This is a genomic window from Bradyrhizobium sp. 215_C5_N1_1 (genome assembly GCF_052075935.1).
GTDB lineage: Bacteria > Pseudomonadota > Alphaproteobacteria > Rhizobiales > Xanthobacteraceae > Bradyrhizobium > Bradyrhizobium barranii.
The window spans coordinates 1189363-1215034 of record NZ_CP197228.1; the positions used below are offsets into that span (position 1 = coordinate 1189363).

General features: G+C 64.6%; 30 protein-coding genes. 13 read left to right on the top strand and 17 right to left on the bottom strand.

Going from position 1 to position 25672, the window contains the following annotated elements:
- Window positions 1–12: 12 nt before the first annotated feature.
- Window positions 13–1218: an ABC transporter substrate-binding protein gene (locus tag AB7G19_RS05520; RefSeq protein WP_085403529.1), complete on the bottom strand. Its 1206-nt coding sequence runs from the start codon at window positions 1216–1218 to the stop codon at window positions 13–15.
- Between the two features lie 165 nt (window positions 1219–1383).
- On the opposite strand from AB7G19_RS05520, the gene AB7G19_RS05525 reads away from it, so the two are divergent.
- From AB7G19_RS05525 to AB7G19_RS05535, 3 genes are all read left to right on the top strand, one after another.
- Window positions 1384–2151: a FadR/GntR family transcriptional regulator gene (locus AB7G19_RS05525; RefSeq protein WP_283017990.1), complete on the top strand. Its 768-nt coding sequence runs from the start codon at window positions 1384–1386 to the stop codon at window positions 2149–2151.
- Window positions 2152–2219: 68 nt separating this feature from the next.
- Window positions 2220–3833 carry an acyl-CoA synthetase gene (locus AB7G19_RS05530; RefSeq protein ID WP_063980910.1) on the top strand — a complete coding sequence of 538 codons (1614 nt, stop codon included), beginning with the start codon at window positions 2220–2222 and terminating at the stop codon, window positions 3831–3833.
- Between the two features lie 16 nt (window positions 3834–3849).
- Window positions 3850–4857, top strand: coding sequence for a zinc-dependent alcohol dehydrogenase family protein (locus AB7G19_RS05535; RefSeq protein WP_063980911.1), 1008 nt, complete (start codon window positions 3850–3852; stop codon window positions 4855–4857).
- Here the strand turns inward: AB7G19_RS05535 and AB7G19_RS05540 are convergent.
- Window positions 4854–5543 carry a helix-turn-helix domain-containing protein gene (locus AB7G19_RS05540; RefSeq protein WP_245328533.1) on the bottom strand — a complete coding sequence of 230 codons (690 nt, stop codon included), beginning with the start codon at window positions 5541–5543 and terminating at the stop codon, window positions 4854–4856. The two genes, AB7G19_RS05535 and AB7G19_RS05540, sit on opposite strands and share 4 nt — an antisense overlap.
- On the opposite strand from AB7G19_RS05540, the gene AB7G19_RS05545 reads away from it, so the two are divergent.
- A complete protein-coding gene (locus AB7G19_RS05545) occupies window positions 5542–5682 on the top strand; it encodes a hypothetical protein (protein ID WP_231143863.1) in 141 nt (46 codons plus the stop codon). The two genes, AB7G19_RS05540 and AB7G19_RS05545, sit on opposite strands and share 2 nt — an antisense overlap.
- A gap of 69 nt (window positions 5683–5751) precedes the next feature.
- Here the strand turns inward: AB7G19_RS05545 and AB7G19_RS05550 are convergent, their stop codons facing one another.
- Window positions 5752–6141 carry a hypothetical protein gene (locus tag AB7G19_RS05550; protein WP_441267739.1) on the bottom strand — a complete coding sequence of 130 codons (390 nt, stop codon included), beginning with the start codon at window positions 6139–6141 and terminating at the stop codon, window positions 5752–5754.
- Window positions 6142–6401: 260 nt separating this feature from the next.
- Here AB7G19_RS05550 and AB7G19_RS05555 point away from each other — a divergent pair, with 260 nt between their 5' ends.
- The 3 genes from AB7G19_RS05555 to AB7G19_RS05565 all read left to right on the top strand — a co-directional run bounded on the left by AB7G19_RS05555 (window position 6402) and on the right by AB7G19_RS05565 (window position 9344).
- Entirely contained in the window at window positions 6402–7205 is an 804-nt protein-coding gene (locus AB7G19_RS05555; protein ID WP_085403580.1) for an MBL fold metallo-hydrolase, read from the top strand.
- A 156-nt stretch (window positions 7206–7361) separates the two neighbouring features.
- On the top strand, window positions 7362–8381 hold the full coding sequence (locus AB7G19_RS05560) for an alpha/beta fold hydrolase (protein ID WP_085403534.1): 1020 nt from the start codon (window positions 7362–7364) through the stop codon (window positions 8379–8381).
- 15 nt (window positions 8382–8396) lie between these two features.
- On the top strand, window positions 8397–9344 hold the full coding sequence (locus AB7G19_RS05565) for a fatty acid desaturase (protein ID WP_085403581.1): 948 nt from the start codon (window positions 8397–8399) through the stop codon (window positions 9342–9344).
- A 56-nt stretch (window positions 9345–9400) separates the two neighbouring features.
- Here AB7G19_RS05565 and AB7G19_RS05570 read toward each other — a convergent pair whose 3' ends face one another.
- On the bottom strand, window positions 9401–9634 hold the full coding sequence (locus tag AB7G19_RS05570) for a hypothetical protein (protein ID WP_014498305.1): 234 nt from the start codon (window positions 9632–9634) through the stop codon (window positions 9401–9403).
- Between the two features lie 138 nt (window positions 9635–9772).
- Window positions 9773–10756, bottom strand: coding sequence for a helix-turn-helix transcriptional regulator (locus tag AB7G19_RS05575; protein WP_085403535.1), 984 nt, complete (start codon window positions 10754–10756; stop codon window positions 9773–9775).
- An 84-nt stretch (window positions 10757–10840) separates the two neighbouring features.
- Here AB7G19_RS05575 and AB7G19_RS05580 point away from each other — a divergent pair, with 84 nt between their 5' ends.
- Both AB7G19_RS05580 and AB7G19_RS05585 read left to right on the top strand, forming a co-directional pair.
- Entirely contained in the window at window positions 10841–11485 is a 645-nt protein-coding gene (locus AB7G19_RS05580) for a glutathione S-transferase family protein (protein WP_085403536.1), read from the top strand.
- Window positions 11486–11502: 17 nt separating this feature from the next.
- Entirely contained in the window at window positions 11503–11937 is a 435-nt protein-coding gene (locus tag AB7G19_RS05585) for a DUF6157 family protein (protein ID WP_085403537.1), read from the top strand.
- On the opposite strand, the gene AB7G19_RS05590 is transcribed toward AB7G19_RS05585, so the two are convergent.
- The 4 genes from AB7G19_RS05590 to AB7G19_RS05605 form a co-directional block, all read right to left on the bottom strand.
- A complete protein-coding gene (locus AB7G19_RS05590) occupies window positions 11938–12723 on the bottom strand; it encodes an enoyl-CoA hydratase/isomerase family protein (RefSeq protein ID WP_085403538.1) in 786 nt (261 codons plus the stop codon).
- Between the two features lie 12 nt (window positions 12724–12735).
- Window positions 12736–13845: a cyclic nucleotide-gated ion channel gene (locus AB7G19_RS05595; RefSeq protein WP_085403539.1), complete on the bottom strand. Its 1110-nt coding sequence runs from the start codon at window positions 13843–13845 to the stop codon at window positions 12736–12738.
- A 147-nt stretch (window positions 13846–13992) separates the two neighbouring features.
- Complete coding sequence (locus AB7G19_RS05600) at window positions 13993–14211, bottom strand: hypothetical protein (protein WP_135214674.1); 219 nt, start codon at window positions 14209–14211, stop codon at window positions 13993–13995.
- A 124-nt stretch (window positions 14212–14335) separates the two neighbouring features.
- Window positions 14336–15781 (bottom strand): TAXI family TRAP transporter solute-binding subunit, encoded by a 1446-nt coding sequence (locus AB7G19_RS05605; RefSeq protein WP_085403541.1) that lies wholly within the window; start codon window positions 15779–15781, stop codon window positions 14336–14338.
- A 402-nt stretch (window positions 15782–16183) separates the two neighbouring features.
- Here AB7G19_RS05605 and AB7G19_RS05610 point away from each other — a divergent pair, with 402 nt between their 5' ends.
- Together AB7G19_RS05610 and AB7G19_RS05615 are read left to right on the top strand one after the other, a co-directional pair.
- Window positions 16184–16531 (top strand): DUF3307 domain-containing protein, encoded by a 348-nt coding sequence (locus AB7G19_RS05610; protein WP_038933545.1) that lies wholly within the window; start codon window positions 16184–16186, stop codon window positions 16529–16531.
- 378 nt (window positions 16532–16909) lie between these two features.
- Window positions 16910–17323: a hypothetical protein gene (locus tag AB7G19_RS05615; protein WP_085403542.1), complete on the top strand. Its 414-nt coding sequence runs from the start codon at window positions 16910–16912 to the stop codon at window positions 17321–17323.
- Here the strand turns inward: AB7G19_RS05615 and AB7G19_RS05620 are convergent.
- Window positions 17320–17643, bottom strand: coding sequence for a YkgJ family cysteine cluster protein (locus tag AB7G19_RS05620; protein ID WP_085403543.1), 324 nt, complete (start codon window positions 17641–17643; stop codon window positions 17320–17322). The two genes, AB7G19_RS05615 and AB7G19_RS05620, sit on opposite strands and share 4 nt — an antisense overlap.
- 5 nt (window positions 17644–17648) lie before the next feature.
- Window positions 17649–18347: a helix-turn-helix transcriptional regulator gene (locus tag AB7G19_RS05625; protein ID WP_063980922.1), complete on the bottom strand. Its 699-nt coding sequence runs from the start codon at window positions 18345–18347 to the stop codon at window positions 17649–17651.
- Window positions 18348–18460: 113 nt separating this feature from the next.
- Here AB7G19_RS05625 and AB7G19_RS05630 point away from each other — a divergent pair, with 113 nt between their 5' ends.
- Together AB7G19_RS05630 and AB7G19_RS05635 are read left to right on the top strand one after the other, a co-directional pair.
- Window positions 18461–18733, top strand: coding sequence for a hypothetical protein (locus AB7G19_RS05630; protein WP_085403544.1), 273 nt, complete (start codon window positions 18461–18463; stop codon window positions 18731–18733).
- A 68-nt stretch (window positions 18734–18801) separates the two neighbouring features.
- The gene (locus AB7G19_RS05635; protein ID WP_085403545.1) at window positions 18802–19530 is read left to right on the top strand and encodes a glutathione S-transferase family protein; all 729 of its coding nucleotides are present in this window, start codon (window positions 18802–18804) and stop codon (window positions 19528–19530) included.
- Between the two features lie 255 nt (window positions 19531–19785).
- Here AB7G19_RS05635 and AB7G19_RS05640 read toward each other — a convergent pair whose 3' ends face one another.
- From AB7G19_RS05640 to AB7G19_RS05665, 6 genes are all read right to left on the bottom strand, one after another.
- A complete protein-coding gene (locus AB7G19_RS05640) occupies window positions 19786–20937 on the bottom strand; it encodes an ABC transporter substrate-binding protein (protein WP_028151958.1) in 1152 nt (383 codons plus the stop codon).
- Window positions 20938–21027: 90 nt separating this feature from the next.
- Window positions 21028–21447 carry an acyl-CoA thioesterase gene (locus tag AB7G19_RS05645; protein ID WP_085403547.1) on the bottom strand — a complete coding sequence of 140 codons (420 nt, stop codon included), beginning with the start codon at window positions 21445–21447 and terminating at the stop codon, window positions 21028–21030.
- Between the two features lie 25 nt (window positions 21448–21472).
- Window positions 21473–22234 carry a 3-hydroxyacyl-CoA dehydrogenase gene (locus AB7G19_RS05650; RefSeq protein WP_085403548.1) on the bottom strand — a complete coding sequence of 254 codons (762 nt, stop codon included), beginning with the start codon at window positions 22232–22234 and terminating at the stop codon, window positions 21473–21475.
- A 25-nt stretch (window positions 22235–22259) separates the two neighbouring features.
- Window positions 22260–24143 carry a feruloyl-CoA synthase gene (locus AB7G19_RS05655; protein ID WP_085403549.1) on the bottom strand — a complete coding sequence of 628 codons (1884 nt, stop codon included), beginning with the start codon at window positions 24141–24143 and terminating at the stop codon, window positions 22260–22262.
- Window positions 24140–24949, bottom strand: a complete 810-nt coding sequence (locus AB7G19_RS05660; RefSeq protein ID WP_063980927.1) for a crotonase/enoyl-CoA hydratase family protein — start codon at window positions 24947–24949, stop codon at window positions 24140–24142. Before AB7G19_RS05660 ends, AB7G19_RS05655 begins: the two co-directional genes overlap by 4 nt.
- Before the next feature lie 252 nt (window positions 24950–25201).
- A complete protein-coding gene (locus AB7G19_RS05665) occupies window positions 25202–25663 on the bottom strand; it encodes a DUF3237 domain-containing protein (protein ID WP_441267740.1) in 462 nt (153 codons plus the stop codon).
- Window positions 25664–25672: the final 9 nt, after the last annotated feature.

Consider the following 25672-nt stretch of genomic DNA (forward strand, 5'->3'; position numbering starts at 1 on the left):
CGGTCGTCAGCGTTACTTCACCAGCGGGCAGCCGCCGTCCTTCAGCGGCCGGAACGCCTGGTCGGCCGGCACTTCGGCGAGCAGCTTGTAATAGTCCCACGGGCCCTTGGATTCCTCGGGCTTCTTCACCTGGAACAGGAACATGCTGTGCACCATGCGGCCGTCCTCGCGCAGGATGCCGTTGTCGGTGAAGGCATCCTTCACCGGCAGCTCGCGCATCTTGGCCATCACGGTCTTGGTGTCCTTGGTGCCGGCGGCCTGCACGGCCTTGAGGTAGTGCAGCGTGGCGCTGTAGGTCGCGGCCTGGTTCATCGTCGGCATGCGCTTGATGCGCTCCTGGAAACGCTTGCCGAAGGCGCGGGTCTTGTCATTGAGGTCCCAGTAATAGGCCTCGGTGATGATCAGGCCCTGCGCGAGCTTGAGCCCCAGGCTGTGCACGTCGGAGATGAACATCACGATCGCAGCCAGGTTCTGGCCGCCGGCGACGATGCCGAACTCGCCGGCCTGCTTGATCGCGTTGATGGTGTCGCCGCCGCCGTTGGCGAGCCCGATGATCTTGGCCTTGGAGGCCTGGGCCTGAAGCAGGAAGGACGAGAAATCGGCCGTGTTGAGCGGATGCTTGACGCTGCCGAGCACCTTGCCGCCGGCTGCCTTCACCACATCGCCGGTGTCGCGCTCGATCGAATGACCGAACACGTAGTCCGCGGTGAGGAAGAACCAGCTGTCGCCGCCGTTCTTGACGATGGCGCTGCCGACGGTGTGGGCGTTGGAATAGGTGTCATAGGTCCAGTGCGCGGTGTAGGGCGAGCAGGATTTGCCGGTGATGTCGGAGCTTGCCGCATCGGTCACGATCATCACCTTCTCGTACTGCTTGGACAGCTCCATCACCGCGAGCGCGGTGGCGGAAGTGGGCAGGTCGATGATCATGTCGACGCCCTCGGTCTCCCACCACTTTCGCGCGATGGTGGAGGCGACGTCGGGCTTGTTGAGCACGTCGGCTGCGACCATCTCGATCGGCTTGCCGAACATCTGGCCGCCAAAATCCTCGATCGCCATCTTGGTGGCTTCGACATTCCCCTGGCCGCCGATGTCGGAATAGACCGAGGAGAAGTCGGAGAGCACGCCGATCTTGAGCGGGGTCTGCTGGGCGGAGGCGGGGACGATCAGGGCAGCCGACAGCAAGCCGGCCGCAGACACGAGTGCTGCGATAGGTCTCATGGATACGTTTCCTCTTGTACGGGACTATTCTGTCCCTTTGTCCGACAAAGTTAGAGCGAGGTTCCCAAGGAGTCAATTTGCTGCATCTGCGGCATGAATGACGCAGTTTGACGCGTCTTCGGGGCGATCCTATAGTTTGTCGGACAAACGCCATTGGGGGTTACCGTGCCGATTTCGCCGCTCTTCCGTCCGATCGATGTCGCGCCGGCCTATCAGAAAGTCGCCGACGCCATCGAGCGCGAGATCGTCAATGGGCGCATCAAGCCCGGCGATCCCATCGGCACCGAGCATGATCTGGTGCGCCAGTTCGGTGTCAACCGCTCGACCATTCGCGAAGGCATCCGCGTGCTTGAGGAGGGCGGCTTGATCAGCCGCGATTCCTCGCGCCGTCTGCACGCCTGCCTGCCGCGCTACACCAAGCTCGCAAGCCGCCTCAGCCGCGCACTGGTGCTGCACGAGGTCACGTTCCGCGAGCTCTACGAGGCCTCGATGACGCTGGAGGTGGCGAGCATCGAAGGCGCGGTGGAGCGCGCGACCGAAGAGAACCTCGCCGAGCTCACCGGCAATCTCGTGCGCAGCGAGGCCGTGGTCGGCGATCCCGCCACGCTTGCCGAATGCGATGCCGAATTCCACGTGCTGGTCGCCAAGGCCTCGCAGAACCGCGTGCTCCAGCTCGCACGCGAGCCGGCGGCGCAGCTGTTCTATCCGACCACAGAGATGATCGTGACCGGCGTTGCCGAAGGCGGCCCACGCCTCGTCGCCGCGCATCGCCATCTGATCGACGCAATCCGCCGCCGCGACCGCGAGGCGGGCGTGCTCTGGACGCGCCGGCACTTGCAGGACTGGCGGCGCGGTTTCGAGAAAATCGCCTCGCTCGATCGGTCGGTCGAGCACATGTACATGGAGCACGCCCAGGCGGCCCGGCGCAGATAGGCGCCTGATGAAGACGCAAGATTTCAGCCAAGAAATCCAACAAACAAAGACGTTACACGGAGGAACACATGACCGGCGACATCGCGGCTACCATCTCGAAAGCGCGCGAGCATTCCATCGGCGATCTCTTGCGCCGCTCGGCAGTCCGCGAGCCGAACAAGCTCGCAGTGAGCTGCGGCCATGTCAGCTGGACGTTTGCCGAGATGGACGCGATCTGCAACCGGCTCGGACGCGGCCTGCTCGGTCTCGGCGTCAGCAAGGGCGATCGCGTTGCCGTGCTCTCACGCAATTCGCACGCGTTTGCGGCGTTGCGCTTCGCGCTGGCGCGGATCGGTGCGGTGCTGGTGCCGATCAATTTCATGCTCAACCCGGATGAGATCAATTTCATCCTGAAAAGCTCCGGCGCGAAGCTGCTTGCGACCGGCCCCGATTTCGTCGAGCCGGCAAAGGCCGCAAGCGCCAGGGATTGCGAGGTCGAGAAGATGATCTGGCTGCCGGGCGAGGATCCGGCATCCGCGCCCGCGGGCCTCACCAATTTCGACGATCTCCTCAGCCCCGACGGGTCGTTCCTGGAGGCCTCCGTCGACAGCCGCGATCTCGCACAGATCGTCTACACCAGCGGCACGGAATCGCTGCCCAAGGGCGCGATGCTGACCCATGAAGCCGTGATGTGGCAGTACGTGAGCTGCATCATCGACGGCGGCATGAGCGCGGACGACAAGTTCCTGCACGCGCTGCCGCTCTATCACTGCGCCCAGCTCGACGTCTTCCTGGGGCCGCAGATCTATCTCGGTGCCTCCGGCGTGATCACGGGCAAACCGACCGCCGACAATATCCTGGCGCTGATCCAGGCGCACAAGATCACGTCCTTCTTCGCGCCGCCGACGATCTGGATCGCGATGCTGCGCTCGCCGAACTTCGACAAGACCGATCTGTCGACGCTTCAGAAGGGCTATTATGGCGCCTCGATCATGCCGGTGGAGGTGCTGCTCGAACTTCAGCGCCGCCTGCCCAATGTCAAATTCTGGAATTTCTACGGCCAGACCGAGATCGCGCCACTCGCGACCGTGCTGCGGCCCGAGGACCAGCTGCGCAAGGCCGGTTCGGCCGGCAAGCCCGTGCTCAACGTCGAGACGCGCGTGGTCAACACGGCGATGGAAGACGTGAAAGTCGCCGAGGTCGGGGAGATCGTGCACCGCTCGCCGCATCTGCTCTCCGGCTATTATAATGACCCCGTGAAGACCGCGGCGGCCTTCACCGGCGGCTGGTTTCACTCCGGCGATCTCGCCACCGTCGATGCCGAGGGCCACATCACTGTGGTCGACCGCGTCAAGGACATGATCAAGACCGGTGGCGAGAATGTCGCGAGTCGCGAGGTCGAGGAGATGGTCTACCGCATCCCTGCGGTCTCCGAGGTTGCCGTGGTTGGCCTGCCCGATCCGCGCTGGATCGAGGCGGTGACCGCGATCGTCGTGGTCAAGACCGGCGAGACGCTGGAGGAGGACGCCGTCATCAAGCACTGCGCCGGCCAGATGGCGCATTTCAAGGTGCCCAAGCGCGTCATCTTCGTCGACAGCCTGCCGAAGAACCCGAGCGGCAAGCTGCTCAAGCGCGAATTGCGCCAACGCTTCGTCGGCGGCGAGACGCTCGACAAGGCGATCCAGAAGAATTTTGGGGCGTAAGCACGGAGCGGTCGCCATGAAGGTCTGGCAGGTCGAGCGCGACTGGTCGATCGAGGGGCTGGAGCTGGTCGATCTGCCCGAGCCCACGCCTGGCCCCGGCCAGGTCGCGGTGCGGATGAAGGCGGCATCGCTCAACTATCGTGATCTGCTCACGGTGCAGGGCAAGGGCGGCGTCTCACGATTGCCGCTGATCCCGTTCTCGGATGGTGCCGGCGAAGTCATCGCGGTCGGCGACGGCGTTGCCCGCGTCGCGGTTGGCGATCGCGTCTGTCCGATGTTCTTCCAGTCCTGGATCGACGGAAAGGTATCGGCGACCAGCCGCCGCTATGCGCTCGGCGGCACGCGGCCGGGCGTGTTGCAGGAGGTGATGCTGCTCGATGCCGAGGGCGTCAGCCGCATTCCATCGCACCTTTCATTCCTGGAAGCGGCGACGCTGCCCTGCGCCGGCCTCACGGCGTGGCGCGCGCAGTTCGAAGAGGCCAAGGTGAAACCTGGTGACACCGTGCTGGTGCAGGGCACCGGCGGTGTCTCGATCTTCGCGCTGCAATTCGCAAAGCTCGCCGGCGCGAGCGTGATCGTGACGTCGTCGAGCGACGAGAAGCTCGAACGTGCCAAAACGCTCGGCGCCGACCACACCATCAATTATCGTACGGTGCCGGAATGGGGCAAGGCGGCGGCCGACTGGACCGGCGTCGGCGTCGACCACGTCGTCGAGGTCGGCGGCAAGGATACCTTTGCACAGTCGCTCGAGGCTATCAGGGTCGGTGGCAACATTCTGGTGATCGGCGTGCTCACCGGCTTCTCGCAGCAGATCGCGATACCGAGCCTGTTCTCCAAGAACCTGCACGTCATCGGCTTGTCAGTCGGCAGCCGTCGGATGTTCGAGGGGATGACGGCCGCGATCGGCCGCAATGGCATGAAGCCGGTCATCGACCGTGCGTTCGGCTTCGATGCCGTGCCGGACGCGTTGCGGCTGATGCAGCAGGGCGGTCACTTCGGCAAGATCGTGGTTGAGTTTCCTTAGCCCATCTCGCCAGAAAGCTTCCTGACGTCGTCGGGCGTCCGTCCGAAGCGGCGGCGGAATGCGCGATGGAAGTAGGAAACGTCGTGAAAGCCGGCGAGGTGCGCGATCTCGATGATCTTGCGCGCGCGCAGGTTTGGATTTCGAAGCAGCCGCTCGGCGCGCAGCAGCCGCTGCTCCAGCACGAAGCCGCTATAGGTGATGCCGGCCTGCTCGAACATCAACTGAATCGTGCGCGGGCTGATCCGGTGCGCGGCTGAAAGGACGGTGAGCGACAGCGCGGGGTTGTCGAGCTGGGCCAGGATGTCGGATTTGAGGGTTTCGAGACGCGCCGCCGCAAGGCCGCGCATGCGAGCTTGCTCGGCGACATCGCCGCGCGCTCCGATCATCAGCACGGAGAGGTCGAACAAATGCTGCGAGACCGCATCGAGCTCCGCGGGCGCGAGCTTGTCGGCATAAGTGTGCGCGAGATCATAATATCGCAGGAACATCGAGGTGATCGGATTGGCGCCGGGGATCGACTGCGCGATCAGGTCCTCGGCATTCGGGCACGCGCGCAGCAGCGCCTTGCGCGGCAGTAGCGCGGTCTGGAAGTTGCCGTGCGTCGTCTGGGTGATATGGGCGCCCTTGATCGAGGGGTCGCCGATCGTGACGTCGCCGGCGGCGACCTCCAGCGGACGTCGTCCCATGGCCCCGCTCAGCGCCGAATTCGGCGACATCGTGATCACCAATTCGTCGTTCGTCCCCAGCGATACGAAGGACATCGGCGTGCCGAACGAGGCCGAGAGTCGGAGGCGCGGAAGGATGGCCGGCGAAATGGTCCGGTGAACACGTCCTTCCCCGATCGGAACGAAATCGACGTCGGCGACCTGGCGGCAAAACTGCTCGCGCCATCTTTCATAGGCCTGGCCATTCGGGTCGCCATCGAATGAGAGTTGAGGCTGGATCATCGATCGGGAAGGGCAGGTTAGTTGGCGATTTACGGCAGGTTGTATCGTCAGGCCGGTGCTCCGCAACCGCAAAAGCGCCGGATTGCGTGATAAGCCACTCGCAATGACGCGCTGTGACCGCGACCTGGTGCCGCAGCCCGGCGTTGCCGAGATGAAAAAGCGCGAGCGCCAGCACGAGCAGCGTCCGGTGCTTGAGCAGCATGGTGAACGCATCCGGCGCGCTGTCGGGGTCATCCTCGTTGCAGCCGCGCGAGGCGCGATCGTCGATCGCCTTTGCGGGGATCATCAGCACGCAGGCGATTGCGATGACGCCGAACGCGGCCGCCAGCACGAACACGGCGACATAGCCGAACTTGTAGCCGAGATAGCCCGACAGAGGCGGGGAGCGGAGCGCGATGCCATCGAGACGTTGAGCGACTGCCGGCGGAGACGGTCTTGCACACGCAGGGCTGACAAGACGGGCTGACATGACCGGCCAACTGGCGCCGGGGCGGACCGGAAAGTAACATGTGCTAGCGGGTTGGTTCCTCCGCACTTGCGATGGGAGGGCCACGGCGTCATCTCGTGGGTGTCCCCTTCTTCTTCTGGATCACGGCCATGCCCCTCTGGACCTGCGAAACCTGCGGCGCCCAATTTCCTGAAAGCGAAAAACCGCCCGCATCCTGTCCGATCTGCGAGGACGAGCGGCAGTTCGTGAACTGGAAGGGCCAAACCTTCCTCACACGCGAAGCGTTGGCGGAACGGCACCGCCTTGCCTGGCGGGATGATCTCGGCCTCAACGGCATCGGGTCCGAGCCGAGCTTCGCCATCGGCCAGCGCGCGCTGTTGGTGCCGCTCGGCGACGGCTGTCTGATGTGGGACTGCGTCCCGCTGGCGACGCCGGAAGCCATCGCGCATGTGCGCTCGCTCGGCGGGCTGAAGGCGATCGCGATCTCGCATCCACACTTCTACGGCGCGTTTGCCGACTGGAGCGAGGCGTTCGGCGGCGTGCCGGTCTATCTGCATGCTGATGACCGCCAGTGGGTGATGCGGCCGCATCCCGCCATCGTGCACTGGACCGGCGATCAGCAGCGCATCTCCGACGATGTGCTGCTGCTGCGCACCGGCGGTCATTTCGCGGGCGCCACCATGCTGCACCATGTGCGCGGTGCGGAGGGCAAGGGCGCGCTGCTCACCGGCGATATCGCGCAGGTGACGATGGACCGGCGCTTCGTCAGCTTCATGTACTCCTATCCGAACTACATGCCGCTCAACGCCGCCGCGGTGCGGCGGATCGCGGCCGCTGTGGAGCCGCTCGCCTTTGACCGCATCTACGGCGCCTGGTGGGGCCGCAACATCGCCTCCGGCGCCAAGGCCGCATTCGCGGCGTCCGTGCAGCGATACATCGCGGCCATCGCCTGACGCGTGACGACCAAACCCCCTTGTTCCGATCTAATAACTGTACTATAAGTACAGATATTAAGCGCGACGCAATGATGCGTTTGCCGGTCCGGCACGAACAATGCATCGTTGTCTCGGCGGGCGCATGCTGCGGCCGCGTGAGCGGGAGTTGGACGCATGACCGGGCAGCGCGACTACGAGATATTTGAGGCCGGCGACGTCACGCTTCAGTCCGGCGCCGTCTTCCCCGCGATGAAGCTCGCCTACAAGACCTACGGCACCCTCAACCCCGCCAGGGACAACGTCATCCTCTACCCGACCTCGTTCAGCGCCCAACACTACGACACGGAATGGCTGATCGGGCCCGATGGCGTGCTCGACCCTACGCGCTACTTCATCATCATCCCGAACCTGTTCGGCAACGGCCTGTCGTCCTCGCCGTCGAATTCCGGCGAGGCGCCATTCCCCCAAATCACCTATCACGACGCCATCGCGATCCAGCACCGGCTGCTGACCGAGCGTTTCAGCATCACAAAACTCGCGCTGGTCTATGGCTGGTCGATGGGCGGCATGCAGACCTATCATTGGGCGGCGCTGCATCCTGACATGGTGGCGCGGGCCGCGGTGGTCTGCGGCAGTGCGCGCTGCGCGCCATATAATTACGTCTTCCTCGAAAGCGTGAAGGCTGCGCTGACCGGTGATCCCGCCTTCCGCGACGGCCGCTTCGTCGAGAAGCCCGTTGCCGGCTATCGCGCCATGGGACGCGTCTATGCCGGGTGGGCGATGTCGCACGGCTTCTATCGTGACGAGCTCTGGCGCGAGGCGGGCTTCACCTCGCTCGAGGACTATCTGGTTCGGAACTGGGACGCGACCTTTGCCCGGCGTGATGCCAACGATCTCCTCGCGCAGGCCGGGATCTGGCAGCGCGGTGACATCAGTCGTTGCGCTTCATTCGATGGCGACCTCGATCGGGCGCTGGCCGCGATCAAGGCGCATATGCTGCTGATGCCGGGTGCGACCGACCGCTATTTCGACGTCCGCGACAATGAGGACGAACTCGGCAGGCTGGTCAACGCAAAATCGGCGGTGCTGCATCCGATCCCGTCGCTGCACGGCCATCGCGCCGGCAACCCCGTCAACAATCCGCGCGATCAGGCCTTCCTCAAGGCCGAGGTCGCAGAGCTTCTCAGCAAGTAGGGCGAGCCTTCGATGATGACTGACGCGACCGTTTCAGAGCCCGGCCATCGTCTGAAGCCGCTGAGCCCGGCCATGCTGCGCGAATTGTCGGTGCGCTCCAATCTCAGGGGGGCCGCGAAAAGTCTCAGCCATTACGGCCTGGTCGTGCTGGTCGGCACGCTGGTCTGGAAGGTCTCTTCAGCCTGGGGCGTGTTGTGGGCGCTCCCGCTGATGGCGGTGCAGGGCTATTTCGTCGCCTTCCTGTTCATGGCGCTGCACGAGACCGCGCACAAGACCGCGTTCAGGAGCCGTGGCCTCAACCTTGCGGTCGGCTATCCCTCGGCCCTCATCATCGGACAACCTTACGAATATTACTGCCTGTTTCACTGGGACCATCACCGCTACACCCAGGATCCGGACAAGGACCCGGAGCTGATCGTCGGCGTGAAGCCGAAATCCGACACGCAGCTCGCGCTCGCCTATAGCGGCCTGCTTCAGGTCGCCGGCCGCCTCCGGTTGATGCTCGGCCACGCCGTCACGGGCAAGGTCACCGTGCCCTGGATTCCCGAAAACAAGCGCGCCGTCATCGTGCGCGAGGCGCGCGCCTATGCTGGGCTCTATGCGCTTCTGCTCGCACTCTCGCTGTGGTTTTCCTCAGCGTTGCTGCTCTGGGTCTGGATCGTCCCGCTGATGATCGGGCAGTTCTTCCTGCGGCCCTATCTCTATGCCGAGCACACCGGCTGCGACCGCACCCGCAGCGCCTTCCAGAACACCCGCACCACCTATACCGGCGCGATCGTCAAATGGTTCGCGTGGAATATGCCCTACCACGTCGAGCACCACGCCTATCCCTCGATCCCGTTTCACGCGCTGCCGAAGCTGAACGAGATCGTCGACGACGAGATCGTTCATCGCGGCCGCGGCTATATCAGGACGACGCGGGAGACCTGGGCCTGGTTTCGCCGGCATCGGCAGATTGGTTAACCCAATGCAAAACTCCGGCCGCAGTGCGACCGGAGCTTTGTCGAGGGCATCAGATATCAGTAGATCCCGTAGGCGCAGACATTCACGACGCGGACGCGCAGGCCATGGCGGGTCCTGACGACGCGCTCCTGGTAGCAATTGCTGACGCCGGTGTTGACGTAGACGCCGCCAAAGCCCCAGCCGGGACCCCAGTGATGATGGAAGCCGTGGGCCGAAGCCGCGGTGGGCGCGAGAGCGGCAGCACCGAGCGAACCAGCAGCGATCAGACCAAGAGCAAGCTTACGAAACATTTTCATTCTCCAGTGTGGCGCTAAGGCCGTTGTTGTGTCCCTGCTTCTCCGTCGGGCTGAGACGCGAACGCGTTCAGGGCGCGAGGCAGGAATCGTGTTTCAGGAATGTTTCGTGAGCTTCGGTGAAATGCGCCGCTGTCAGGCTTTTCGCGCCGCTGCGCGATAGCGCGCAGCCATCGCCTGCGTCATCTCCGCCATCTTCTCGCGGAGATCGGCGGGCTCCAGCACTTCGGCTTCGGACCCCAGCCGCAACAATTCGGATGCCGCGTGCCATGACGTCTTGCCGGTCGGAACGCGCGCGATGCGCCAGCCGTCCGCATCCGCGCTCTCTTCAAGCTGGGTGCGCGCCTTGACGTAAGGCTGGCTCAGCGCGTCGAGCAGTTTGACGCCGAACGGCGACAGCCGCACGATCGCGACATTGGGATGCATCTCGGCTTCGAGGCGAAGCGTCGCGGCCTGCCAATAGCCGGCGAGATCGAACGCGGCGGGACGATCGAAGCGATCGTCGAGCGCGGTACAGTCCAGCACGCGCGCGATGCGATAGGTGCGCGTGCTGCCGTCGACGTGACCGGCGAGATACCAGCTGCCGCCCTTCAGCACGAGCCCGAGCGGTGCAACGCGGCGCTGCTTCTCCGCGCGCCAGCTCTGGTAGCGGATCTTGATCAACGTCCCGCGCAGAGCCGCGCCGGCAATGGTGCGCAGATGTTTGGGTTCTTCCGTCTCACCGAACCAGCCGGGTGCGTCCAGGTGAAAACGCTCCTGCATCCGCCCGGCGTCTTCGCGAAGATTGGCAGGCAAGGCCGCCATCAGCTTGTTCTGCGCGGCGATCATCGCTGCGTCCAGCCCGAGCGCCGCGGCCGGTCCCGGCAGTCCCGCAAGGAACAGGGCCTCCGCCTCGTTCTGCGACAGGCCGTTCAAACGCACGCGATAACCGTCGAGCAGGCGATAGCCGCCCTCCGCGCCGCGGTCGGCGTAAACGGGGACGCCGGACGCCGCGAGCGCGTCGATGTCGCGATAGATCGTGCGCACCGAGACCTCGCAGGCTTCCGCAAGCTCGGGCGCAGTGACCTGCCCCCTGGCCTGCAGGGTGGTGAGGATCGACAGCATTCTGCTCGCGCGCATGATCCCTTAAACCATACCTGACACAGGATGTCAGGTATGGTCCGCTACAAGCGCCATCGCCAGCCGGCCAGATGGAGCCCTGTTATGACCGATCAGAACCGCATCACCCTGTATTATTCGCCGCAAAGCCGCGCCACCGGCACGCGGGTGCTGCTGGAGGAGCTGGGCGCGCCCTACGATCTCCACGTCCTCAACATGAAGGCCGGCGAGCAGCGCAAGCCCGCCTATCTCGCCCTCAATCCGCTCGGCAAGGTGCCGGCGGTCCGCCACGGCGAGGCGCTGGTGACCGAGCAGGTCGCGATCACCATCTATCTCGCCGATCTGTTTCCGCAGGCGGGGCTGACGCCCGCGCTGAACGATCCGCTGCGCGGTCCCTACCTGCGCTGGATCGCCTATTACGGCGCATCGTTCGAGCCGGCCCTGATCGACAAGTTCATGCAGCGCGAGCCGGCACCGATCATGCAGTCACCCTATGCCGATTACGACACCATGCTGGGCGCGATCGAGGCGCAATTGTCAAAGGGGCCGTATCTGCTCGGCGAGCGCATGACGGCGGCGGATGTGTTGTGGGGCGTCGCGTTCAGCTGGACCATGATGTTTGGCATCGTGCCGAAAAAAGATGTATTCGTTCGCTATGCCGAACGCATGACCTCGCGGCCTGCGTTCCAGCGGATCAATGCCGCCGACGATGAGATGGCGGCGCAGCACGCCGCGGCTGCTGGTGGTTGAATGATCCAGGGTTGCAGATGACAAAGTCGATCCACACGACCAACTGCTTCAACACCTTCATCCGGGTCGCTGAAGACTGTCCCGCGCATACTGGCGAGGAGCCGTCGCTGCGCGCGGGAAAGCCGACGGTGGCATGCCTGCAATACGAGATGATCGCCAAGGCGCCCTACAAGCACACGTCCGACGACGTGATCTTCGCGACGTCTGCGCCGGGACGCGAGCTCGATGCGAAGGCTCCGAAGACGGAGAGGCATGCGGCCCGTGAAGCGTTCTTCTCCCGGGGGCAGGCGTGCATGAGGGCGTCGAGCCTGGGCAAGCGCTTCGGCTGGGGCGTTCATGCCGACAATGAGGGCCGGATCGCGATTTACGCCGTCGACAGCAAGCGCTACCAGGCGCTCGTCCGCGATCCCAAGCTCACGCAGGTGCGCGCGATGCGGTCGCAGCGGGCGTGATCAGAATTTTGGCGGCCGTTTTTCCGCGAACGCCTTGATACCCTCCTTGATCTCGTCGCCGCGCATGCTGTCGCGGTGGCGCTGATCGGCGGCCGCTTCGTCCAATTCGCCGCGGGCGAATTCGTTGATGGCGCGCTTCATGCCGGCCATTGCCTGCGGCGCGTTGCCGGCGAGAACCGTGGCGAGCTTGTCGACCTCCTCGTCCAGGAATTCCACCGGCACCATGGCGGTGAGATAGCCGATCCGCAGCATCTCCGGCGCGCTGATCTTCTGCGCGGTGAGGAACAGCTTTTTCGCATTGTCGACGCCGAGCCGCGTCACGTAACGCTTAATGCCGTTTCTGTAGTAATGCAGCCCGAGCCGTGCCGCCGGCATGAACATCTCGGCGGTGTCAACGCCGATGCGGAAATCGCAGGCGAGCGCGAGGTCGGTCGAGCCGCCATAGACGCCGCCATTGAGCCGGCAGATCGTCGGCACGCCGAGATCCTCCAGCCGGTTGACGACGACCTCGAACGCCGAGCCCGCGCTCTGCTGCTCGTTGGCGCTGACCGCGCGCTCGGCAACCGAGTTGAGGTCATAGCCCGCCGAGAAGGCCCGCCCCGTGCCGGTCAGCACCAGCACGCGGATATCAGGATCGGCCTCGATCCGGTCGAAAAGCCTGACCAGCTCGCCGAGATCCTCGGCCTGGAGCCGGTTGAGATGTTTGGGCCGGTTGAGGCGGATGGTGGCGCGTGCGCCGTTGCGTTCGAGCACGGGGCCTGAGGCTGCGTCGGCTGTGTCCGACATTCTTGTCTCCATTTATTTGTTTTCGAGTGTGCGGCGCTTGGCTTCCGCATCGATGGTCTCGGCGAGATCGGGATGCCGCGCCATCAGCACGCGGAAATCGACGAGGTCGAGCACCAGCAGCCGCGACACCTTCGTGGTCGAGACATTGGCGCCGCGCTTGTTGTTGCCGAGCAGCGCCATCTCGCCGAAGAACGCGCCCTCGCCGAGCTGGACCTTCTTGCCGGGCAGGTCGACCTCGACCTCGCCGGCGGCGATGAAATACATGCAGTCGCCCTGCGTGCCCTTGCGGATGATCATGGTGCGCGCCGGCAGCTCCATGGTGCGCAGCATGTGGGTGACGTCGGCGATGGCGGCAGGGCCGAGCGCTGCGAAGAACGGCACCTTGCTGACGGATTCCCAGGTCTTGAGGAAGTTGTCGCGGCGGGTCTCGGCGGCAAAGCCGGTCGCCAGGATACCGGTCCACAGTCCGAACACGCCGAGGCCGGAGATCATCACCATCGCCGCCACGATGCGCCCGAGCGGCGTCACCGGCACGACGTCGCCATAGCCCGTCGTCGTCAGCGTGACGACAGCCCACCACAGCGCGGCGGGGACGCTGCCGAAAGTCTGCGGCTGCACGTCCCGCTCCAGGAAATATTCGGCGACGGAAGCGAGGAACACCACCATCAGGAAGATCACGAGCACGCTGACCAGCGGCCCCGATTCCAGCACCAGCACCCGGCGCAGCTGCCGCAGGCCCGGAATGCCCGGCACCACCTTCAATACCCAGAGCACGCTGAGCAGCCACGCCGTCTTCGGCTCGATGCCGATCAGGAGCGCGACCGGCACGGCCAGCGCGCCCAGAGCATCGACCACTCCGGCCGAGGAGGTCATGTAGAGCGACAGGCGCCCCGTTTGTGCCATGTGGCGCAGCCGGACCACCCATTCGAACACGAAATAGACGAGGCAGGCCCATAGCAGGGCGTCGACCCAGCGGTGCACCGTCTCGTAGGCCGGGTTGACCGTCAGCAGCACCATGCTGAGCACGCCGAGGCCGACCGCCACATAGGCCGCCTTGGTCATGTTGCGGCCGGCCGTGGCGGCCACGAACTGGGCCAGTGCGGGGATCAGCGGCTTGGACATGCGGGAAGGCGGGCTCGGTCGTGTCTCTTGCGGTCCCGGCTGGGACGCCACCGCCAAAGTGCCCGCCCGGGCAGGAGCCGTCAACGACGGGCAGGGGACTGCCCGCAGGTGTGCGGTGAGCCCGGTGCCGTGGTGGATCAGGGGGCGCTACCTGAAATGCGGCGGCTCGTCGTAGCCACGGCGGCTGCTGAAAAAAAGCAGCATCATCAGGCCGATGCCGACGACGATGGCGAAACCCGCTCCCAGCGCCAACGCCACATAGCCTTCCGTCGGGATCGGCTCGCCCTCGATCGCCATGGCGGAATAGGCGAAATATCCAGCCGCCACCAGCATGCCCAGAAGGATGATGACGAGGAGTGTACGCATGGCGCGTGCTCCGGTTGTATCCGGGAGCAAACGGTTGCGGACGGGGGACGGTTCCCGGATTCTGCCCGGGGATTCGCGGGAAATGCCGGCAAGACGCCGCTGCGAAAGCCGTCAAATCGATAGGTCAGGCACTCTGAGCTGTCTTCACCACGACGATCTTGCTCTCGTCCTGCTGGGGAGGGGCCGTATCCTGGGCGACCTTGTCGGCCTCGCCGCAGTGGCGTTTGAGATAGTCGCGGCGCATGCCGATCTCGTCGCGGACGAACTCGTAGCCGAGCTTGAAGGTGTCGAGCCCGTCGGTACTGATCGTGCCGTCCCTGAGACCTATGACCGCGCCGCGCAGAATGCCCTCCAGCTCGTCCTGGAGACATTCGAGCTGGTCCAGCGAATGGGCGTGCTCGATGCGTTCGCCGATGTCGAGGACGGCGGTGGAAAGCTCGCCAGCCTTCTCCGGCGCGATCCGGGTGATCTTGGCGTAGATCGCGGCGAAGATCGAGCCGATCACGCTGAGCGCGGCGGCGCCCAGATACATCAGGTCGCTGTACTTATCCATGAACGACTTGGTGTCGTCGTTGATGTAGTCGGCCGCCCCCTGATGCGCCATCACGTAGGCATCCTTCTCGACGGAGGCCGGCTCGATTCGGCTGGCGAAGCCGTTGTCGAGCCCGAGCGCGGACTTGTTCTCATAGACGACGCGCGCGAGCTCGCCCGCCGTGCTCGCCGACATCCTGGATTGCGCGACCAGCAGCCATTCGAGCCCGATCGTGTCGAGGTCGTCGTCGGGGATTTCCGGCGATGCGGACAGCGTGCCCGCAGTCAGCGTTTCGCTGGAAATGCCGGGAATCTTGCGCGCCAGCGCCTTGGCCTCGTCGATCGCGTTCAGCGTGAAGCCGCCGCGCTTGGCGACCTGCTCATAGGCCTTGTCCCGCACCGCCCTGGAGGCATGGACGATGGCGATCACCGCGCCAAAGCCGCTCGCCGGCGCAAACAGCTTGTCGAGCGTTGCACCCTGCGGCGCCATCTGGATCCTGGCAGCATCCGGACCATCGGGGATGTCGAGGATGCTGCGGACGAAGGCGAGCGAGGATTCGTTCTCGGCGAGGACCGCAACTTTCTTCTTCTTCAACTCGGCGAGCGACTTGATCTTCTTGTTGCCGGGACCGAGCAGGAGCACCAGATCGTGCTCGAGGATCGCGAGCGTGCGCGCCCGCAGCGGCACCTTGGCGTCGGTGCGAAGGACGGCGAGGTCGGCCTGCTTGCGGTCGAACTGTGCGAGCGCCTTGGCATTGTCTGCGTTGTTGACGATCTTGATCCGGAAGCGCGAGGCGTTGTTCTTCAGCAGCGTGGCGAGCTTGGCGGCGAACAGCGCCTCGTCGCTGTTGGGGGTGCCGACGGCAAAGGTCAGCGTCTCCGAATTGTGCAGCATGGCGCGGCCGCCCCAGACGGTGGCGAGCGACAGCAGCAGGGTCAGCACGACGTAGAGGAGGACTTGCTGCTGATTGGTCTTGATCACCTTGGGGCGCCGCGGCGGCGGTTCGGTCGGTGGCGAGGTCGGGCCTTCAGTACTCATGTCAGCACTCCGGCCTTATTCCTGAGTGGCGGGCGGCTCGCGGATGCGATCGCGGCGGGCGCCCTGCAATTCCTAAACGTTTGAAAAAAGAACGATATTCTCTGCCGACAATGATAGCGCGCCGGTACCGGAATGCAAAATTCGAGCCGGAGGTAACCTTACTCGATCTGGCCGCGGCGATTGGTCATCCTATCACCAGTTAGCCACAGTTGGCGATTTTCCAGTTCCCCCCGGCTGCATTCCGTCGCGGGAGATGTCATAAATCACACGTCCCGGCGATTTGACCGGTCCAAAAAGAAGTTGCGCTAACGCTCCGATCTTTCTTGTCACGTCAATGAGGGCGTCAGCTTGTCGTTTCCACCCATGTCATCGGCGGTTCCGGTCGAAGCGCTCATTGGCTGGATGTTGCTGCTCACCTTCAAGCACATCATCGCCGATTTCGTGCTCCAGACCGCCTGGATGGCGCACGGCAAGGACCAGAAGCACGGCTGGGCTTTGCCGCTTCTGGTGCATTGCCTGATTCACCTCGCGGTTGCGCTGCCGCTGATCCTGTTGGTGGCGCCGCGATTCTGGTTCGTCGCGTTCATCGACTTCGCGATCCACATCACCATCGACCGCGCCAAGGGGTTCGTCTCCGCCAATTTCGGTGTCGACCTGGCGCATCCCTGGTTCTGGACCCTGATCGGCGTCGACCAGGCCCTGCATCATTTGACCGGCTTCGGCCTTTCCATCTTCATGGCGGCGAACTGAGGCCGGCGGGCCTGCGGATAGTCGTCGATCGGCACTCACAAGAGGTCGTCATGCCCGGGCTTGTCCCGCCTGCGCGGCCGAAGCCGCTTCGGCGCGGCGAAGGCCGGGCATCCACGTTCTTCGTGCCGCGTGGCCAGCCGTGGATGGCCAGGACAAAGGCGAGCGGAAGCGACGCCGTCCTTCGGACGGCTATGCCCGGCCATGACGCCGTGGAGGCATTGGCGTCCCGACTTATCGGCTCAGATGTGGTGGCCCGACCCCCATTCGGGCGCCTCCGATTCGCGACCAGGGCGCAAGGACCCCGGGTGACTACCGGGCGGCGTGGTTAACCTTTCATTAGAGAATTGCGCTGCATCTTCGGCAACGAGGAGAACCGCAATGTTTTCAAGCCGCGACGCATATGAAAGCGATTTCTGCCCGGTCCGCGACGAGCTCCTTGGTGAGATGTATCGCGCCAGCGAGAGTGGCCTGCCGAGGCTGGTTGAGAGTGTTTCCCCTGACGCGCGCGCCAGGCTGGCGCTGTTCTGCTATCGCCGCAGCCATCTGCACTCGCTGGCGGTCGCGATCGCAGCCAGCTGCAACGAGCGTGACCTGATCGACAACGGCGGCCGCGTCGGCTCGACGCTCTACGCGCTGTCGCGCGAAAGCACGGTCAAATCGTCGCCGTCGCTGTCGGGGGGCCGCAAGCCGATCACGCTGTCGACCAAGCCGCTCTCGGTGCTTGCACCGCTTGAGGACGGGTTCGACGACGAGGTCAGCGAAGCCGTTCCAGCTGCAGCCGTTCCAGCCTAAGCGACCTCGATTGCCGGCAGTCCGAATTTCCGCCGTGCCATCGCGCATTCGGCGTCTCCCGGCATGCAGGTGCGGCACACCTCCGGCCGCACCTCGTAAATGCCGCAGGCCGTCTGCTTTCCGATCTCCCCCCGCAACGCCGAACAGCGATCGCCCTCGCAGCGCATGCCGGATTGGCGCGCGTTGACGAGCGTTTCGGGAATTGCGGCAAGCTCCTCGTCGCTCTCGATCGAGAAGCGCGGCCAGTTCTCCGAATAGCCACAGCAGGCGCCGCAGCTCTGGCACCAGCTCGACAGGTCGACGGGGGAGATCTCTTCCATCGCGCTCACGTGTCCTTTGGCGGGCCCCAGACCAGGCTCTGCCGCCATCTTGCGCGCAGCACGTCGCGCCGCTCCGGATATTTATCGTCGAGATAGTTCGCATCCACGACGCGGTCGGTGCGGAAGCTGCGGAAGTCGCCGCGCAGCTCGCACCAGGCCGCAAGCAGGCGCACGGCTTCGAGATAGCCGACCGAGATCGGCCAGATCATGCGCTCGCTGGGGCGGCCCTGCTCGTCGCGGTAGCGCAGCATGATCTTCCTGCCTTCGTGGATCTGGGTGCGCGTGCGCGCCATGTCGAGGCGATCCGGCTCCCTGTTCCAGCTCGGCCGCGCGCGGCTTGCCGGCTCCAGCACGAAGGGACGCAAGCGCTCAGGCACGGTGTCGGCGATCTTGGCCATCAAATCTTCGGCCGCGCGTGCCAGCGCGGAATCGGCATGGCCCGCGACCCATTGCGCGCCCAGCACCGCCGCCTCGATCTCGTCGGGTGTCAGCATCAAGGGCGGCAGGTCGAAACCCTTCTCGAGGATATAGCCCATCCCGGCTTCGCCGCGGATCGGCACGCGCTGGCCGATCAAGGTTGCGATGTCGCGATAGATGGTGCGCTTCGAGGTCTCGAGCTCGGCCGCGATCGCGTCCGCGGTCAGCGGCTTACGCGTGCGCCTCAGCACCTGGATGATCTGAAACAGCCGGTCGGCGCGTCTCATGGCAATTCTCTTATCGGGGGACGGATCAGAAAATGGCGCGCTGCTGCTGACAGGATGTTGGCAGCAGGGGGTGTCTATACCGGGACAACACATCGACTGAAGAGGATTTGTCCATGATCATTCCAACCCATTTTGGCCCGGCGATTCCGATGTTGCGGGCACAGGTCTGGTCCGCCTGGGCGCTCAGCCGTCTCGTTTCGCTCGATCTCATGGCCGTCGACCTCCGATTTGCTCTCGCAAGCGTGATGGCACGCTTGCTGACCCAGGCTGCGGACGCGCTGGCCCGCCATGTCGTTCGTAGTGTCATGGCCCGCGCCTGGCGGGGGGCCCGTTTCGCAGAAGATATCACGGCTGCTGCCACCATGGTGGCAGCAGCCGGTCACTAGGTTCCCTCAAAGTTTCGCAAGTCCAAATTTCGCAAGCCCAAATTTCGCAGGTCCAGGAGAGAGTTCGCATGATCACGCTTTATGGCTTTGGCGCCGGCTTCGGCCTGCCGGAAATCAGCCCCTTCGTCACCAAGACCGAGGTGCAGCTCAAGATGGCGGGACTGCCCTACCGGAAGGAGCGGGCGATGCCGCCGGCCTCGCCCAAGGGGCAGCTGCCGTTCATCGACGATGGCGGCGAGGCGGTGGCCGATTCCACCTTCATTCGCGCCCATATCGAGCGCCGCTATGGCTTCGATTTCGACGCCGGGCTGTCGCTGGCCGAGCGGGCGCAGGCCTGGGCGTTCGAGCGGATGATCGAGCATCACGTCTACTGGGCGCTGGTCGGGGCGCGCTGGGTCGATCCGGTCAACTTCGCCAAGGGGCCCGCGCATTTCTTCGACGGCGCGCCGGAGCACAATCGCGAAAAGTTGCGCGAGGATGCGCAATTCCGTGTCGCCGAGAACTATCTGCTCTCGGGCCTCGGCCGCCACGCGCCCGATGACGATGTCGATCTCGCGGTACGTTCGCTGTTCGCGCTCTCGGTCCAGCTCGGCGACAAGGCCTACCTGATGGGCAACAAGCCCGGCGGTGTCGATGCCACCGCCTTCGGCGCGCTCGCCGGAATTTTGACGCCCTTCTTCGAATCCGGCCTGCGTCAGCGCGCCGAGGGATTTGCAAACCTCACCGCCTATGTCGACCGCATGATGGACGATTATTATCCGGAGTTCGCCTGGACCCCGCTGCGGCAGGCGGCTTAGCGCTCACAAGACCGTAGTTCTCGAGGCGCTGAACTCTCCACACCGTCATGGCCGGGCTTGTCCCGGCCATCCACGCCTTGCGGTACGGTGCAAAGAACGTGGATGCCCGGGCCTTCGCCTCGCCGAAGCGGCTTCGGCCGCGCAGGCGGGACAAGCCCGGGCATGACGACCTCGGTAGGCAATTCGCCCCAGAAGAAAAACAAAAGAGCCGGCCCAACGGGCCGGCTCTCGTCGTCTCAAAACTCTTGTCGCGCCTTACCTCACGAGCGTGTACTTGCCGTTCTTCACCGTGAGCAGGATGCGCGAGCGCTCGTCGAGGCCGTAGCGGTCCTTTTCGGTGAAGTTGTAGACGCCCTGGCTCGCTGCCAGCTCCTTCTCCGACAGCAGCGCCTGGCGGATCGCCTCGCGGAATTCCGGCGTGCCGGGCTTTGCGGTTTTCAGCGCCGTCGGAATGATGCGCTTGAGGATCTCGAACGCATCGTAGGAATGACCGGCGAACTGGCTGCGGCTGTTCGGGCCGTACTTGGCCTCATAGGCGGTGTTGAGCGCCAGGCCCGGCTTCTTGGTGGCGGCCTCGTCGGGCTGGTCCTCGGGGTCCATGACGGGACCGGAGGCCATCAGCACGCCTTCCGCTGCTTTGCCGGCGATGCGGATGAAGTCCATGCTGGCGGCGCCATGGGTCTGGTAGATCAGGCCCTGATAGCCGCGCTCGCGCAGCTCGGTCTGCGGCAGCGCGGCCGCGGTACCGGAGGCGCCGACCAGGATCGCGTCGGGGTTGGCGGCGACGAGCTTCAGCACCTGTCCGGTCACCGAGGTATCAGGGCGGGCGAAGCGCTCCTCATCGGCGATGGTGATGCCCATCGGCACGGCCTGGGCCTTCAGGTCGTTGAACCAGAGGTCGCCATAGGAGTCGGAATAGCCGATATAGCCGACGGTCTTCACACCCTTCGACTTCATGTGGTCGTACAGCACCTTGCCCACGATCGGGATCGGCTGCGGCATCGCCACCGACCACTTCATGCGCTCAGGCGTGATCGGGAACGGCGCCAGGCCGAAATGCGGAATGCCGGCCTCGTTAGCGACGTTGGAGACGGCGATGGTCGGCGGCGTCAGCGCCGAGCCCATGATGATGTCGGCCTTGGATTCGGTCACGAAGCGGCGGGCGTTGGTGGTCGCCGTGGTGGGATCGCCGCCGTCGTCGAGCACGATCACCTTCAGCGGCACGCCGCCGATCTCCTTCGGCACGAATTCCAGCGCGTTGCGCTCGGGAATGCCGAGCGCCGCGCCCGGGCCGGTCGTGGTGGTGGTGATGCCGATGGTGATTTCGCTAGTCTGGGCCAGCGCAGGCAGAGCCGGCAGGGCAAGCGTCGCCGCGGCGATGGCGGCGGTCAGGTAAAAGCGTTTCATCTATTCCTCCCTTGACGTGTTTCTTTGAAAGCAGAAATCGGGGGGTAATTCAGCCCCCTCTTTTGGTGATGCGGCGATTTAGCTCCAGACCTAGCTCCCCGTGAATTTGGCTACCATTTCGGCCGGAAACGGTGCCGATTTCAGCTTGTCGGGGTTAACGGGATCGCGGCGGACCAGGACGCGGGTCTCAAAACCCTCAATCGCCAGCGCCTCGCCCTTGTAGACGTTGTGCTTCACCTCGAAGCTCGAGCGCTTGATGCTCTCGATCTTCGTCTCGATGGTAATCCAGTCGCCATAGGTCGAGGGGATGTAGAACTTGGACCGCGTGTCGACCATGGGGATGCCCACCAGGCCGTATTTGCGGACCAAATCCTGCTTTGAGAATCCGGCGACCTCGAACAGGGTCGACGTCGAATCGTCGAACATCGCGAAATAGCGCGGGTAATAGACGATGTTGGCGGGGTCGCAGTCGCCCCACTGGATCTGGACGTCGCGCCGGTTCACGAACATGCGATGGCCCTGCTTTCGTTGCGCCTTACTTCGGCGCCATGCGCAGCGAGCCGTCGAGGCGCACCACTTCGCCGTTCAGGTACGAATTCTCGACCATGTGCAGCGCGAGCGCGGCGAACTCGTCGGCGTGGCCGAGCCGGCGCGGGAACGGGATCGCGGCGGCGAGCGAGTCCTGGGCTTCCTGCGGCAGGTTGGCGAGCAGCGGCGTCAGGAACAGGCCGGGCGCGATCGTCAGCACGCGGACGCCGAACTGCGCGAGCTCGCGTGCGATCGGCAGCGTCATGCCGACGATGCCGCCCTTGGAGGCGGAATAGGCCGACTGGCCGATCTGGCCGTCATAGGCGGCAACGGACGCCGTATTGATGATGACGCCGCGCTCGCCGGTCGCCTGCGGCTCGAGCTTGGACATCTCGGTCGCGGCGAGGCGCAGCATGTTGAAGGTGCCGATGAGGTTGACCTTGATCACCTTGTCGAAATCGGCAAGCGCCATCGGCCCGTCGCGGCCGACCACGCGCTTGGCGACGCCGATGCCGGCGCAATTGACCAGCACGCGCGCGGGTCCATGCGCCTTGGTCGCCTGCGTGATCGCGGCCTCAGCCGAGGTGGCATCGGAGACGTCGCAGGTCACGGCGACGCCCTTGAGCTCGGCGGCGACGGTCTCCGCAAGCTTGGCATTGAGGTCGAACACCGCGACCTTGGCACCCTGCGCCGCCAGCTTTCGCGCGGTCGCCGCGCCCAGTCCCGATGCACCGCCGGTAACGATGACTGCCTGATCCTTCAACAACATGGCGTTCTCCTTTGGCGATGGTTTCTTAGCCGACCGATATCACACGGTCCGATGGATTGGCAGCGTAGAGCTCCTCGATCAGCGCGTCGCGATGTTCCAGCACCGCGCGCTGGTTGATCGAGCCCTTGTCGGTGACTTCACCCTTGTCGATCGAAAGCGGCGTATCCAGCAGGATCGCGCGCGTGATCCGCGTCGAGGAACCGGTGGCCGAAGACAGAAAGCCCGTCAGGCGCTCGCGGAAGGCCTCGCGCACCAGCCGGTCGCGGGCGGTGACGGTGAGATCGTCGGCCGGCAGCGTCGGGTTGATCAGCCGGCAACCGTCGAGATCGAGCAGCACCAGCGCGGAGATTTCGTCGCGGTTGATGCCGGCGATGACGACGTCGCGCACCAGCGGCGCGCAGGCGGCGACGAAGCGCGCACGCAGCGGGCCGACACTGACCCAGGTTCCGCTGCCGAGCTTGAAGTCTTCGCTGACGCGGCCGTCGAAATCGAAGCCGGCGTTGAGATCATCGGGATCGACGGGCTTGAGCGCGTCGCCCATCTTGTAGAATCCTTCCTCGTCGAAGGATTTCGCGGTGATGTCGGGTTGGCGCCAATAGCCGGGCATCACGTTCGGCCCCTTGGCACGCACTTCCATCTTGCCGTTGTTCGGCACCAGCTTGGCGTCATTGCCCGACACGGGCAACCCGACATGGCCGGAACGGCTGGTGCGCGGATTGACCGACATGAAGAACGGCGCGGTCTCGGTGGCGCCAAGGCCGGTCAGCATCGGCACGCGGTAGCCCTTCTCCTTCACCGCGAGCTCGTCGAGGCTGTTCCAGACGAACGGCGACAGCGCGGCGCCCGAGAAGAACATCGCGTGCAGCCGGTCGAAGAACTTTGCGCGCAGGCCCTGGTCGTCGCGCAAATACGGCAGCAGCGATTCATAGCCCTTGGGAACGTTGAAATAGACCGTCGGTGAAATCTCCTGGAGATTGCGCACGGTCTCCTCGATGCCGCCCGGCACCGGCTTGCCGGCGTCGAGATACATCGAGCCGCCATTGTAGAGCGTCAGCCCGATATTGTGGTTGCCGCCAAACGTATGATTCCAGGGCAGCCAGTCGATGATGACGGGCGGCTCGTCCTTGAGGAAGGCGAGCGTCTCGCGCAGCATCACCTGGTTGGCGCAGATCATGCGCTGGGTGTTGATGACGGCCTTGGGATTGCCGGTCGAGCCCGAGGTCAGCAAGAACTTTGCGATCGTGTCGGGGCCGATTTTGTCGTGTATCGCGTCGAGATCGCCGTGGAGCGGCGTCGCCATGAGGTCGGCGAGCAGGGTGACGTCGCGGCCCGGCACGCTGCCCCAGGACGCGGCGATCTCGGTGCCGAGCGTGACATTGGCGGCGAGCGCATCCGCGAACTTGCTGGCGTCCTCGGCGAAGACGAGGCCGGGCGTCAGCAGCTTCATCAGGTAAGAGAGCTTGCCGTAATCCTTCGACACCAGCGAATAGGCCGGCGAAACCGGGCAGAACGGAATGCCGGCATAGAACGCGCCGAACGCCAGCAGCGCGTGGTCGATCGAATTGCCTGAGAGGATGACGACTGGCCGCTCCGCCGACAGGCCGCGCGCAATCAAGCCGGAGGCAATGTGCCGGCTGGCGGCGAGCAGCTCGGCGTAAGTGATCTTGCGCCAACCGCGGCCGCCTTCGCGCTCGGCCATGAAGACGCGGTCCGGCGTCGTCGTCGCCCAATGATGCAGGCGGTCGGTGAGGCGGACCGGATAGTCGCCGAGCGGCTGTTTGGGCCGCAGATAAATCGTGCCGTCGTCGCGCCGCTCGATGTTGACGACGGGATCGCCGAACGAAATGGGCCGCAGCGGGGAGGTGCTCGCGCCGCGCTCCATGCTGGAAGAGGACGGCTGCCCGCTCATGACTTCGGCTTCACCTTTGCGGTCTTGTGTTCGAGGAATTCGCGAATCCTGCGTTTTGCCTCTTTGTCGCTCTGCGCAACCGTTGCCATCAGCGATTCCATCAGCAGGCCGGCCTGCGGATTGGCCTCCGCGATCATCGGCAGCGCCTGGAGCACGGCGAAGTTCGTCAGCGGCGCGTTGGAGGCGACCTTGGTCGCAAGCTCCAGCGCCTTGCCGAGCCCGTTGCCGGCCTCCGTCACATATTGTGTAAAGCCGTAGGAGGCGCCTTCGGTCGCGCTATAGACGCGGCCGGTCAGCATCATGTCCATCATCCTGGCAACGCCGATCAGCCGCGGCAGCCGCACCGAGCCGCCGCCGCCGACGAAGATGCCGCGCTGCCCTTCCGGCAGGGCGAAATAGGTCGAGGGCTCGGCGACGCGGATATGGGCGGCGCAGGCAAGCTCCAGCCCGCCGCCGATCACCGCGCCCCGCAGCGCAGCGATCACAGGCACGCGGCTGTACTGGATGCGGTCGAACACCCGGTGCCACATCTGGGAATGCAGGAGGCCGCCGGTCGCGTCGTGGTCCTGAAGCTCGGAGAGGTCGAGACCGGAGGAGAAATGATCGCCGATGCCGTGGATGACGACCGCGCCGATATCCTCGGGCAGGGAGGCAAAGCACTCGCCGATTTCGAGGATAATGCCGTCATTGAGCGCATTGCGCTTGGCCGGCCGGTTCAGGCCCACGGTCAGAACCCGGTCCGCCCGCTCGATCCTCAAAAGCCCGGAGGCGCCCGCGTCAGCGGTCTCGGCGTTTCCCTGTGTCATTTGCGTCCTTGTCAGAATAGTTATGTTGTATAACGAATTCTGGGGGAGTCAAGGAGGGCGGGAGGATATCACCCCTGGCGGGGATTGAATTGCCTGGGTCTCATCCGGCGGTCAGGGGTCTCTACGGCCTCGTGATACGCTGCTGTTGCCACATCCTCCGTCATTGCGAGCGCAGCGAAGCAATCCAGAGTCTCTCCGCGGAAAGATGCTGGATTGCTTCGCTGCGCTTGCAATGACGAGGTGGCAGCTTTCTCACAGCACCTGATGCACGTCGATCACCACGCGATCGGCATGGCGTGCGGCTGAGCCGACAAAAACGTGCTCCATCAGCCAGCGATATTTTTCGTGCCCCGTCTCGAACTTCGGGACTGTGCGGAAATAGATCAGCTTCGGATCGACCGGCTCGCCGCGCTTGAGCTTTTGCAGCAGCTCGACCGGGCCGAAGCGCATGCCCTTGTTCTCGACATAGACGATAGCGCCGTCATCGGTCTCGAAGGCGTATTTCGCTTCGAGATCGATCAGCTCGTTGGGGCGGATGGTCTGGAAGTCGGCGCCGAACGGCAGCACCTTGCCGGTGATCGTGCCGGTCACCTCGCCGCCGATAATCGGAATGATGCGGCGGACCCCAATGCCGGTCTCGCCGACCGTGACGACGTCGCCGATCTCAGCGGTGACGGTGAAGACGTATTTGGTCTCGAGCGCCGGTGTGGTCATCGCTTCACC

Bases quoted from the DNA above. Each gene is read 5' to 3' on its own strand.
- AB7G19_RS05650 (WP_085403548.1), bottom strand. From the start codon at position 22,234: ATGTTGTTGAAGGATCAGGCAGTCATCGTTACCGGCGGTGCATCGGGA.
- AB7G19_RS05520 (WP_085403529.1), bottom strand. From the start codon at position 1,218: ATGAGACCTATCGCAGCACTCGTGTCTGCGGCCGGCTTGCTGTCGGCT.
- AB7G19_RS05635 (WP_085403545.1), top strand. From the start codon at position 18,802: ATGATCACGCTTTATGGCTTTGGCGCCGGCTTCGGCCTGCCGGAAATC.
- AB7G19_RS05655 (WP_085403549.1), bottom strand. From the start codon at position 24,143: ATGAGCGGGCAGCCGTCCTCTTCCAGCATGGAGCGCGGCGCGAGCACC.
- AB7G19_RS05560 (WP_085403534.1), top strand. From the start codon at position 7,362: ATGACCGGGCAGCGCGACTACGAGATATTTGAGGCCGGCGACGTCACG.
- AB7G19_RS05585 (WP_085403537.1), top strand. From the start codon at position 11,503: ATGACAAAGTCGATCCACACGACCAACTGCTTCAACACCTTCATCCGG.
- AB7G19_RS05610 (WP_038933545.1), top strand. From the start codon at position 16,184: ATGTTGCTGCTCACCTTCAAGCACATCATCGCCGATTTCGTGCTCCAG.
- AB7G19_RS05615 (WP_085403542.1), top strand. From the start codon at position 16,910: ATGTTTTCAAGCCGCGACGCATATGAAAGCGATTTCTGCCCGGTCCGC.
- AB7G19_RS05605 (WP_085403541.1), bottom strand. From the start codon at position 15,781: ATGAGTACTGAAGGCCCGACCTCGCCACCGACCGAACCGCCGCCGCGG.
- AB7G19_RS05630 (WP_085403544.1), top strand. From the start codon at position 18,461: ATGATCATTCCAACCCATTTTGGCCCGGCGATTCCGATGTTGCGGGCA.
- AB7G19_RS05565 (WP_085403581.1), top strand. From the start codon at position 8,397: ATGACTGACGCGACCGTTTCAGAGCCCGGCCATCGTCTGAAGCCGCTG.
- AB7G19_RS05625 (WP_063980922.1), bottom strand. From the start codon at position 18,347: ATGAGACGCGCCGACCGGCTGTTTCAGATCATCCAGGTGCTGAGGCGC.
- AB7G19_RS05555 (WP_085403580.1), top strand. From the start codon at position 6,402: ATGCCCCTCTGGACCTGCGAAACCTGCGGCGCCCAATTTCCTGAAAGC.
- AB7G19_RS05595 (WP_085403539.1), bottom strand. From the start codon at position 13,845: ATGTCCAAGCCGCTGATCCCCGCACTGGCCCAGTTCGTGGCCGCCACG.
- AB7G19_RS05590 (WP_085403538.1), bottom strand. From the start codon at position 12,723: ATGTCGGACACAGCCGACGCAGCCTCAGGCCCCGTGCTCGAACGCAAC.
- AB7G19_RS05580 (WP_085403536.1), top strand. From the start codon at position 10,841: ATGACCGATCAGAACCGCATCACCCTGTATTATTCGCCGCAAAGCCGC.
- AB7G19_RS05545 (WP_231143863.1), top strand. From the start codon at position 5,542: ATGGCCCCGCTCAGCGCCGAATTCGGCGACATCGTGATCACCAATTCG.
- AB7G19_RS05530 (WP_063980910.1), top strand. From the start codon at position 2,220: ATGACCGGCGACATCGCGGCTACCATCTCGAAAGCGCGCGAGCATTCC.
- AB7G19_RS05660 (WP_063980927.1), bottom strand. From the start codon at position 24,949: ATGACACAGGGAAACGCCGAGACCGCTGACGCGGGCGCCTCCGGGCTT.
- AB7G19_RS05645 (WP_085403547.1), bottom strand. From the start codon at position 21,447: ATGTTCGTGAACCGGCGCGACGTCCAGATCCAGTGGGGCGACTGCGAC.
- AB7G19_RS05535 (WP_063980911.1), top strand. From the start codon at position 3,850: ATGAAGGTCTGGCAGGTCGAGCGCGACTGGTCGATCGAGGGGCTGGAG.
- AB7G19_RS05620 (WP_085403543.1), bottom strand. From the start codon at position 17,643: ATGGAAGAGATCTCCCCCGTCGACCTGTCGAGCTGGTGCCAGAGCTGC.
- AB7G19_RS05575 (WP_085403535.1), bottom strand. From the start codon at position 10,756: ATGCGCGCGAGCAGAATGCTGTCGATCCTCACCACCCTGCAGGCCAGG.
- AB7G19_RS05540 (WP_245328533.1), bottom strand. From the start codon at position 5,543: ATGGGACGACGTCCGCTGGAGGTCGCCGCCGGCGACGTCACGATCGGC.
- AB7G19_RS05570 (WP_014498305.1), bottom strand. From the start codon at position 9,634: ATGTTTCGTAAGCTTGCTCTTGGTCTGATCGCTGCTGGTTCGCTCGGT.
- AB7G19_RS05640 (WP_028151958.1), bottom strand. From the start codon at position 20,937: ATGAAACGCTTTTACCTGACCGCCGCCATCGCCGCGGCGACGCTTGCC.
- AB7G19_RS05665 (WP_441267740.1), bottom strand. From the start codon at position 25,663: ATGACCACACCGGCGCTCGAGACCAAATACGTCTTCACCGTCACCGCT.
- AB7G19_RS05600 (WP_135214674.1), bottom strand. From the start codon at position 14,211: ATGCGTACACTCCTCGTCATCATCCTTCTGGGCATGCTGGTGGCGGCT.